Origin of the sequence: Prosthecobacter sp. (genome assembly GCF_044232965.1) — a bacterium.
In the GTDB taxonomy this organism is placed as follows: domain Bacteria; phylum Verrucomicrobiota; class Verrucomicrobiia; order Verrucomicrobiales; family Verrucomicrobiaceae; genus Prosthecobacter.
Window position 1 is genome coordinate 1 of record NZ_JBIIKX010000122.1, and the last position, 9432, is coordinate 9432.

The 9432-nt window shown below is 60.6% G+C and carries 6 protein-coding genes and 1 pseudogene; 3 read left to right on the forward strand and 4 right to left on the reverse strand.

All coding sequences use genetic code 11. From position 1 onward, the window contains the following. The 4 genes and pseudogenes from ACILSI_RS26030 to dnaK all read right to left on the reverse strand — a co-directional run. Nucleotides 1-134: pseudogene (locus ACILSI_RS26030) on the reverse strand (co-chaperone GroES); the annotation flags it as partial. Nucleotides 135-250: 116 nt separating this feature from the next. After that, nucleotides 251-862: a hypothetical protein gene (locus ACILSI_RS26035; RefSeq protein WP_395724851.1), complete on the reverse strand. Its 612-nt coding sequence runs from the start codon at nt 860-862 to the stop codon at nt 251-253. Further along, nucleotides 859-1443 (reverse strand): hypothetical protein, encoded by a 585-nt coding sequence (locus ACILSI_RS26040; protein WP_395724852.1) that lies wholly within the window; start codon nt 1441-1443, stop codon nt 859-861. The genes ACILSI_RS26035 and ACILSI_RS26040 overlap by 4 nt, the downstream gene beginning before the upstream one ends. Nucleotides 1444-2492: 1049 nt before the next feature. After that, the gene (gene dnaK, locus ACILSI_RS26045) at nt 2493-4436 is read right to left on the reverse strand and encodes a molecular chaperone DnaK (RefSeq protein WP_395724853.1); all 1944 of its coding nucleotides are present in this window, start codon (nt 4434-4436) and stop codon (nt 2493-2495) included. Nucleotides 4437-4729: 293 nt separating this feature from the next. Here dnaK and ACILSI_RS26050 point away from each other — a divergent pair, with 293 nt between their 5' ends. The 3 genes from ACILSI_RS26050 (at nt 4730) to ACILSI_RS26060 (ending at nt 9277) form a co-directional block, all read left to right on the forward strand. Beyond that, the gene (locus tag ACILSI_RS26050; protein WP_395724854.1) at nt 4730-6148 is read left to right on the forward strand and encodes a TonB-dependent receptor; all 1419 of its coding nucleotides are present in this window, start codon (nt 4730-4732) and stop codon (nt 6146-6148) included. A 47-nt stretch (nt 6149-6195) separates the two neighbouring features. Beyond that, nucleotides 6196-7257, forward strand: coding sequence for an HD domain-containing protein (locus tag ACILSI_RS26055; RefSeq protein ID WP_395724855.1), 1062 nt, complete (start codon nt 6196-6198; stop codon nt 7255-7257). A gap of 121 nt (nt 7258-7378) precedes the next feature. Next, nucleotides 7379-9277, forward strand: coding sequence for an ABC-F family ATP-binding cassette domain-containing protein (locus ACILSI_RS26060; RefSeq protein ID WP_395724856.1), 1899 nt, complete (start codon nt 7379-7381; stop codon nt 9275-9277). Nucleotides 9278-9432 lie beyond the last annotated feature (155 nt).

Here is a 9432-nt window from a genome sequence, read left to right on the forward strand (position 1 = left end):
AGTGCGAGCACTTCAGCTTCCTGCGGCTTTTCTTTGGCGGTGTCAGGAAGGAAGATGCCACCGGCGGTTTTTTCTTCGCTGGTGGAGCGCTTCACGAGGACGCGGCGTCCGAGGGGTGTGATGGAGGTAGCCATAGTTGGTCTGGTTTGTGCTTTGAGGGCTTTTGGTTCTGGTTTGGTTTCGGGTTGTCTGCCCGGCCTGCTGTCACACGGGTTGGTGTGTCGGCTGGCCGGGCGGAAATGGGGTAAGTTCAGTCGGGAAGGTCGGTTTTCGGGGGTGCGGCAGCCGCCGAATTCGGGACGATGGAGACGCCGTTCGGGGCGCGTTCCATGCCGCCAAAGCTGATGTCCGGCGCGGCCTCGCCGATCTCGCCGACGAGGAAGGCCACGAGCTGCTTCGGGTCTTCAGAGAGCGTGGCCTGCAGCATGCGGCTGGTGCGGGCCTTGTCGTAGCCTTTGATGTCGAGATCCAGCCGGGCGGCGCCTTCGAGCCCCTTGATCTGCGCCGCAAGATCGACGCTGGAGTTGATACGCTGTTGCAGCGCCTTGTCCTGCGCCAGTTTGCTGAGAAGATTGCGCAGCTTCACATTCACCTCGGGCACGTTGAGCAGATCGGCGGCGGTTTTGCCGGGATATTGGGCGATGATGCCCTCCGCCTCGCGCTGCAAATCACCGGCGCTGGCCGCAACAGGCGTGGGAGCGGTGCCAGTGAGCGCGTTGGTGATTTCCGACTCGATGCGAGTCTCGGAAACAGGCGCGGGCGCGGGTGCAGCCGCCTTGGGAGCCTCCGGCGCCGATTTGCCGCAGGAGGCGAGGAGTGTGACGGCCAGCACGACCGCGATGGAGAAGGCGGACGTGTTCATGCGGCGCGGGGGGCCAGAGCGGCGTTGGAAATTTCGCGCAAGGCCGTTTTCATGGCCTGGTCGAAGGTTGGGAAGGATTCGAACGGTGCGCCGAGGTGCCCTGTCATGCCGCGCACATCGGCGGTGTTTTCCAGGCGGCCAACGACGAACCACTGGTCGTTACCATGCGTTTCGATCAGCGATTTGAGATACTGGATTTCCAGCCGCTTGTTCGTGATCTGGTCGTTGGTGTCGGCGCTCTGATTCGTGAACTCCACGAGCGGCTGGCGGCACAGCAGGATGCCGTAGGCCTTGTTCGGGGCCAGGGAGCAGGTCACCACATACTTCGCCTGGGAATCGACGAGCGTGTGGGAAGGATCGGTGCAACTGATCGCCAGTTCGGTTTGGTCCAGCCGGGCGCTCGCGCCCATCGGATCGCGCTTGATCTTGAAGCCCTCGGCCTCGGTCAGCCCGGTGAAGCATTCCACGATCTGGTTCAGGAAACGACGGCGGGTGGCCAGCAGGAGTTCGTCATGCCGCTGGAGGAGGCTTTTGGCCTCTCCATCGAGTGCTGACAGTTCCTTGAGGGCTTCCAGGCTCATCGTGGTTGCGGGATGGGGTTGGAAAGTGGTCCGCACAGTCCCCTGTGCGGCGCGTCGAAGGCCGGAGCGTTCACCATCACCATCCGGGCATCGTAGTCCTCCGCAGGAAGTGAAAGAGCTGTCAGAGAGTGGCCATTCGCGCTCGGGGCACCGCACAGAGGACTGTGCGGACCACTTTGAGAGCCATCCCACGCTTCTCGCGCACCTGCCGGTGCGCGGCGGGAGAGAACGCTGGGAACGCCGCATGAACCGGTGGTTTCACCACCGGCTACCCTCTCGCGTCCTTCCAGGACGCCGTTGAGCGGCGAGCCGGGTCGGGAATGCAGTTGCCTGGATGGCAATGACTGGAAGTTGGCGTTCATCAATTAAGCTAGAGCCAAGGAGCCTCTCCAGAGCCGTAAAAGTGATCATTTTGAATGTAAATTCCCGTGTAACCACTGGGTCCATTCAAGTTCCTGCCGGAACGGTAGAATTGAACGTAACCCTGAGGGCCACAAACTTGATCGCCGATAAAATAGAATCCAGTGTATCCACTTGGACCGCAGATTTGATCGTTAAGAATGTAGTATTGACCGTTCATGTGTGTTCTACATTACCAGAGACCAGATGCAGCTAGAGCGGCGAAGGAGACCACTTGTTTTTCATCTAGTCGCTTATTCCAACCGTCCAAGTTAAAGAGTCGATCAATCTTCAAGTTGTGATCAACCACTGCGTAAGTGACGCGCTCTTGTGAAGTCATGCTTCCTTTAGGAAGCTTTGAAGCAATATCGTTTCGTGAGAGAATGATAGCACTAAAACAATCAGCAGCCTTGGTTTTGAAGTATGGGTATTGGTGGGGAAACCACTTCTTTATGTCACTTTGGAAGTTGTTAACTCTAGCCCTTTTTACTCTTTCTAATCCCAAGAATTTGAGAAAATCAGACCTCTCGAGGACAATCGCATCCAATTTGTTAATCCAACAGCAAATAGCCAAGTAGAGTCCCAGCACTTTGTGCTGTCGCTCCGCTAGGAATTGATCGCGTGCTGGCATAGGCGTCGGCAGTTAGCGATTACTTGTCCTTATCGACCACTTCGAAGTCAGCATCGACGACCTTGCCCTTGTCCTGGGACTTCGTTTCCGAAGCAGCGACATCAGGACCAGCGCCACCCATGTCGGGCATGCCACCGGGGGCTCCGGCGGTCGCGCCTGCGGCGGCGGCGGCTTGATAGGCGGCGGCGAAGAGTTTTTCGAGTTCTTCGGTCTGGGCCTTCATCTTGTCGGTGTCACCGGATTCGACGGCGGACTTCAAGGAGGTGAGCTTGTCCTTGATCGGGGCGAGCTGGTCGGCGGGGACTTTTTCTTCCCACTCCTTGAGCTGCTTCTCGATCTCGAAGCTGAGGCCCTCGGCCTTGTTCTTCACTTCGACGGCTTCCTTGCGCTTAAGGTCTTCCTCGGCGTGCTCTTCGGCGTCGCGCTTGGCTTTTTCGATCTCTTCCTGGCTGAGGCCGGAGCTGCCCTGGATGGAGATTTTCTGCTCCTTGCCGGACACCTTTTCCTTCGCGGAGACGTGCAGGATGCCGTTGGCGTCGATGTCAAAGGTGACTTCGACCTGCGGGACACCACGCGGCGCAGGCGGGATGCCGTCGAGCTTGAAAGTGCCGAGCGTCTTGTTGTCGCGGGACATCGGGCGCTCGCCCTGGAGGACGACAATTTCCACGCCGGGCTGGTTGTCGCTGTAGGTGGAGAAGATTTGGCTGTGCTTCTTCGGAATGGTCGTGTTGCGCGGGATCATCGGCGTGGCGACACCGCCAGCGGTTTCGATGGACAGCGTGAGCGGAGTCACGTCGAGCAGGAGCACGTCTTTGACGTCGCCTTTGAGCACGCCGCCCTGGATGGCAGCGCCGATGGCGACGACTTCATCCGGGTTCACACCCTGATGCGGGTCTTTGCCGGCGAGTTTCTTCGCGGTCTCGACGACCTTCGGCATGCGGGTCATGCCGCCGACGAGCACGAGTTCGTCGATCTTGCTGGCGTCGAGTTTCGCGGCCGCGAGGCAGTCCTTCACCGGCTTGATGGTGCGCTCGAACAGGCTGTCCGTGAGCTGCTCCATCTTGGCGCGGGTGAGGCTCTTCATGATGTGCTTCGGCCCGGTGGCGTCGGCGGTGATGAAGGGCAGGTTCAAATCGTAGCTCTGGCTGGAGCTGAGGGCGATCTTGGCCTTCTCGGCTTCTTCCTTGATGCGCTGGATGGCGTCTGGCTGGCTACTGAGGTCGATGCCGCTGTCGGTTTTGAATTCGTTGACGATCCAAGTGATGAGGGTGTTGTCCCAGTCGTCGCCACCGAGGTGCGTGTCGCCGTCCGTGGCGAGCACTTCGAAGACGCCGTCGCCGATTTCGAGCACCGAGATGTCGAAGGTGCCGCCGCCAAGGTCATACACGGCGACTTTTTCGTCGGATTTGCTGTCGAGGCCGTAGGCGAGTGCTGCGGCGGTTGGTTCATTGATGATGCGGCGAACGTTGAGGCCGGCGATCTCGCCAGCGGCCTTGGTGGCGTTGCGCTGGCTGTCATTGAAGTAAGCCGGGACCGTGATGACGGCTTCGGTGATGGTTTCGCCGAGCTTGGCTTCCGCGTCGGCCTTCAGCTTGGCGAGGATCATCGCGCTGACTTCCTGCGGGGAGTAAGTCTTCGTTTCGCCGCCGACTTCGACCTGCACATGGGCGTCGCCATTGCTGGCGGCCACGATCTTGTAGGGCATGCGCTTGTCGGCTTCGGTCAACTCGACGAATTTGCGGCCCATGAGACGCTTCACGGAGAAGACGGTGTTGCGCGGGTTCGTCACGGCCTGGCGCTTGGCAGCCTGACCGACGACGCGTTCGCCGCTCTTGGTGAAGGCGACGATGGAAGGCGTCGTGCGGGCGCCTTCGCTGTTTTCGAGCACCATCGCTTTGCCGCCTTCAAGGACGGCCATGCAGGAGTTCGTGGTGCCGAGGTCAATGCCGAGGATTTTGCTCATGGTTTTGGGGGGTGGGGAAAGGGTTTGAGTTGGGGTTTTGGTGCTCTCTGTTTGGCTCAAAGCGTGCCAAGTGGGGGGTGGCTCGACTTTGATCGTTGTGGATCAACAACTTGTGAAAATGTGAACGGTGAGACGTGAGACGTGAGCAGAGGGGCAAAGTGCCATTTGTGGCACAGTTGGCGTGGCACTTGGCGCAACTGGCCGCTTTTGAGCCATTTGGGCCGGAAAGAGGCTGAAGCGGCTGCAAATGCCTCGTGCATCGGCATCCGGCCTGCGCATCGTGGGCGGGCCGTATGAATTCCGTCACCGACCGCCCCGGAACCCTTGAGAAAGCGCTCAAGATCAACCTTGCCCACACCATTTACGGCACCTTTGCCGAGATCGGGGCCGGGCAGGAGATCGCGAACTGGTTCTTCCGCGCCGGGGGGGCCTCCGGCACCGTGGCGAAGACCATGTCCGCCTACGACATGATCATCAGCGACGAGATTTACGGCAAGGCCACCCGCTACGTCTCCCGCCAGCGCATGTGCGCCATGCTGGAACACGAGTACCCCATGCTCATCCAGCGTCTCAATGCCAAGCGTGGCGCGACGACGACCTTTTTCACCCTGGCCGACACCGTGCGGGCGAAATCCTACCGCGACACCAAGGAGGAATGCCACGGCTGGATCGGCCTGCGCTTTCAAACCGAGCCGGGCGGCCCTAGCAACGACATCCAGATGCATGTGCGGCTGCTCGATGAATCCAACGCCCGCCAGGCCGAGGCGCTCGGCAAGCTCGGCGTCAACCTCATCTATGCCGCCTTCCATCTGCACAGCTTCCTCAACACCTTCCTCGAAAGCCTGCTCGATGACGTGGGCCGCAAACGCGTCGAGATCGACATGATCGACTTCAGCGGTCCCGCCTTTGCCGCGCACGAGTATCAGGACCGTCTCGTCGCTCTCAGGCTTGTGCGTCTTGGCCTCGCCGATGCCGCCTTGTTCGGTGCGAACGGCGAAATCTGGCAGGCCTCCGACGTGCTCTGGAAAAAACCCGTCATTCTCAAGCGCGGCAGCTTTGATCCCATCACCAAGCTCAATCTCGACATGATCGAACGCGGCCAGGCCGCGTTTCAAGCCGACTTCGGCGAGGAGGCCCGCGACAACATCGAGATCCTCGAAATCACCATGCACAACCTCCTTGCCAGCGGCGCCGAGGTGCCGGACAGCGACTTCCTGGCGCGGGCGGACATCCTCCAGGCGCTGGGCAAGAACGTGCTCATCTCGAAGTATCCCGAGTTCCACCGAGTCAGCAGCTACCTGGCCCGCCACACGCAGTGCCCCATCGGCATCGTGCTGGGCCTGCCGTTGTTCCAGGAGTTGTTCAACGAACGCTGGTGTACCGACCTCGAAGGCGGCTTGCTGGAGGCCTTTGGACGCCTGTTTAAAAATCAGGTGCGCGTCTATGTCTATCCCATGGGCAATCCGTTGACCGGCCAGGTGCTCAGCGTCAACGACGTCCACATCACACCCGAGCAGAAGCACCTCCTGCGCTACTTGGTTGAGACCAAGTGCGTCCGTGCGCTGGACGAGCCCAACCACGACTTCCTCTTCCACACCAGCGCCGAGGTGCGAAACATGATCCATGCCCGCGACCCGCAGTGGCAGTCTTTCGTGCCCGACATCGTGCTCAAGCAGGGGCCGTGGCGGGAGATTGTCACCCCGGCGATGTAACGGCTTCGCTCTTGACGTTTTGTGTGCGCTGCGGCCAATCTGCCCGCATGGAAGACACCCTCGCCAGCGATCTCGATCTCATCTCGATTACGCAGTTGCGACAGGTCGCGAATCAAACGCCGCAGCCTTACCGGCTGCACTTGCAGGTCGAGTCGCGCATCGAGAAGGCCACCAGCTCCGGCAGCCCGTTCTACGAGGTCAAACTCGTCGATGCAGGTGATTCCTTCGTCTGGCGCGTGTTCGACAACCATCCGCTGTTTCAAGACGCCGCCAAACTCACGCGCAACTCGTTCATCGAGCTCGCCGGACAGTGGGTGGAAGGCAAATACGGCCTGGAACCACGCCAGGTGCAGATGCGGGCGCTTGCCGATGAAGAAATGAGCACCTTGCTGCTCGGCGATCCCGATCTCGCCGCAAGGCAGCAGGCCGATTACGCCGACATCGTGGCCTTCATCGAGTCAATTCGCGATCCACGGCTGCTGAAGCTCTGCTCCGCCTTCCTGGAGCGTCACGGCGAGCGTTTTCGTCGGACCGGAGCGGCGCGGCGCAATCATCACGCCCGCCGTGGCGGCCTGGTGGAGCATGTGGCGCAGATGATGCGCTGCGCGATGGCGATTGCGGGTGTTTACCCGACTTTGAACCGCGATCTGATGATCGCGGGCGTGTTGTTTCACGACTGTGGCAAGCTCTGGGAGAACGCCTATGCCGAATCCGGCTTCACCATGCCCTACAACCTCACCGCCGAGATGCTCGGTCACATTCCGCTCGGTCTGGAACTGGTGAACAAGATGTGGCGGGACATGCTGGACTCGCCCGCCGTCGCTGAGTGGACGCTGCTCGAACCCGCCTCCGAAACGGTGCGCCTGCACCTGCTGCACCTCATCGCCGCGCATCACGGCACGCACGAGTTCGGCTCCCCCGTGCTGCCAAAAACGCCGGAGGCCATCGCGCTGCATCACGTCGATAACATCGACGCCAAGCTCGAAATGTTCCGCCGCGCCTACGAGACTGGCAAAGAACTCGCTCCCGGCATCATCGAAAAGTTTGTGCCCTGGCCTGTGAACATCGTCGCACCGCTACCGTCAGTGCATCTGCCGAAGGTGGAGTGAGCCGGGAAATCCCGAATAGATCCGAGAGGTCGAAACACCACCGGGCAAGACGGATCGAAATCTCGGCTAAAAAGGTCTAATCCGTCGCAGTGGCGGCAGATCGTGCTATCTCAACCGCCCCATGTCTCCCATCACCCCTGCCGTCGTTTCCGCCAAAGACCTGCGCCTTCAATTCGGGCTGCAACAGGTCTTCAATGATGCGACGATGAGCATCCACGAGGGCGAGAAGCTCGGACTCGTAGGCCGCAATGGCTCGGGGAAGACGAGCCTCATGCGCATCCTCGTTGGCACGGAAAAACCGGACAGCGGCACGATCTCGCGGCGCAACGGCATCATCGTCAGCCACCTCGCGCAGGAGTTCACGCTCGATGACGAGGCCAGCGTCATCGATAACGTGCGCGCCGGTGCCTCCGTGCTGCTCGACATGGTCGCACGTTACGAGTCCGGCGACTACAAAGGCGATCAGGAAGCCGAGCTGCTTCATCAGATCCAGCTTCATGACGGCTGGGGCGTCGAAACCCGCATCAGCACCGCGATGAACGAACTCGGCGTGCCTGCGCCAGATCGCCTCGTCAAAGGACTCTCCGGTGGTGAAAAACGTCGTGTGGCTTTGGCGCGTGCGCTGGTGTCGCAGCCGGATTTGCTCCTGCTCGATGAGCCGACAAACCATCTCGACGCCGAATCCATCGAGTGGCTGGAGGTTTTCCTGCGCAACTTCAGCGGCGCGGTGCTTTTCGTCACGCATGACCGCTACTTCCTCGACCGCGTGGCCACACGCATCATCGAGATCGACGACAGCCGCATCTACAGCCATCCCGGCAACTACAGCGCGTTTTTGGAGAGCAAGGCCATCCGTGAAGGCGTGGAGGCGAACTCCGAACGCCGCCGCCAGAGCTTCCTGCGGCATGAGCTGGAGTTTGTGCGCGCAGGCGTCCGAGGCCGTGGCACGAAACAGCGGTCACGCCTGGACGAGTTCGATCGCGTGAACGCCATCGCGGCTCCCGAGGCCGAGTTGGTGATGGATTTGATCATTCCCCCTGCCCCGCCACTGGCGAACACGGTCGTGGAAGCCAAGGACATCGGCGCGCACATCGACGACCGCTGGTTGTTCAGCCATCTCGATCTCAATTTCGAGGCCGGCACCTGCACCGGCATCATCGGCCGCAACGGTCTCGGCAAAACCACGCTGCTGCGCATGCTCATGGGCGAGCAACAGCCGAACGAGGGCAAGGTCGCCATCGGCAAGCGCACGATCTTCAACTACGTCGATCAGCAGCGCCTGCTGCTCAATCCCGAGAACAGCGTGATGGAAGAAGTGGCGGGGCCGATGAGCGAGTTCGTGCAGTTCGGCCCGGAGAAGCTGCATGTGCGCACCTATTTGCGGCGCTTTCTTTTCACTGACGAGCGCGTGACCATGCGCGTGAAGGAACTCAGCGGCGGCGAGCAAAGCCGCGTGCTGCTGGCGAAAATTCTGCGCCGTGGCGGCAACTTCCTCATTCTCGACGAACCGACGAACGATCTCGATCTCGCCACCATGCGCGTACTGGAGGAGGCCATTCTCGCATTCAAAGGCACCGTGCTCGTCGTCAGCCATGACCGCTACTTCCTCGACCGCGTGTGCGACCGCCTCATCGCGTTTGAGGGCCAGGGCCGCATTCACGAATGCGCCGGCAACTATAGCTACTACCAGGAAAAACGCGCCGCGCGAGCCGCCGCCGAGTTGGCCCACGTCACCGCCGCGGTGAAGAAGGAAAAAGCCGCCGCCGCCAACGCTCCGAAGTTGCGCAAGATGTCGCAGAAAGAGCAGCGCGAGCTGGCCGACTGCGAAACCGCCATCGCCACCCTCGAAAGCGAAATCGCCGCCATGGAGGCCGAACTGAGCAACCCCGAGCTGTTTGTGAAGCTCGGTGCCGGCACGAATGATTACATCGCCAAGCTCGACGCGAAGAAGCACGAGCTGGATCGCAAATTCACGCGCTGGGCGGAGCTGGAGGAGATCCGGGTGGCTTGCGCGGGGTGATTTGGAATGCGTAGATCGGCATTGAAGGCCAACGGCCTTCCAAAAACGACAACGGGGACAAGGCATCAAATCGCCTTGGAGCCCTTATTCTATCAGGTTCCCATGCTGTTCCGGGAGTCTTGGTTGACAGCTCAACCGAGGATATGCATGACAAA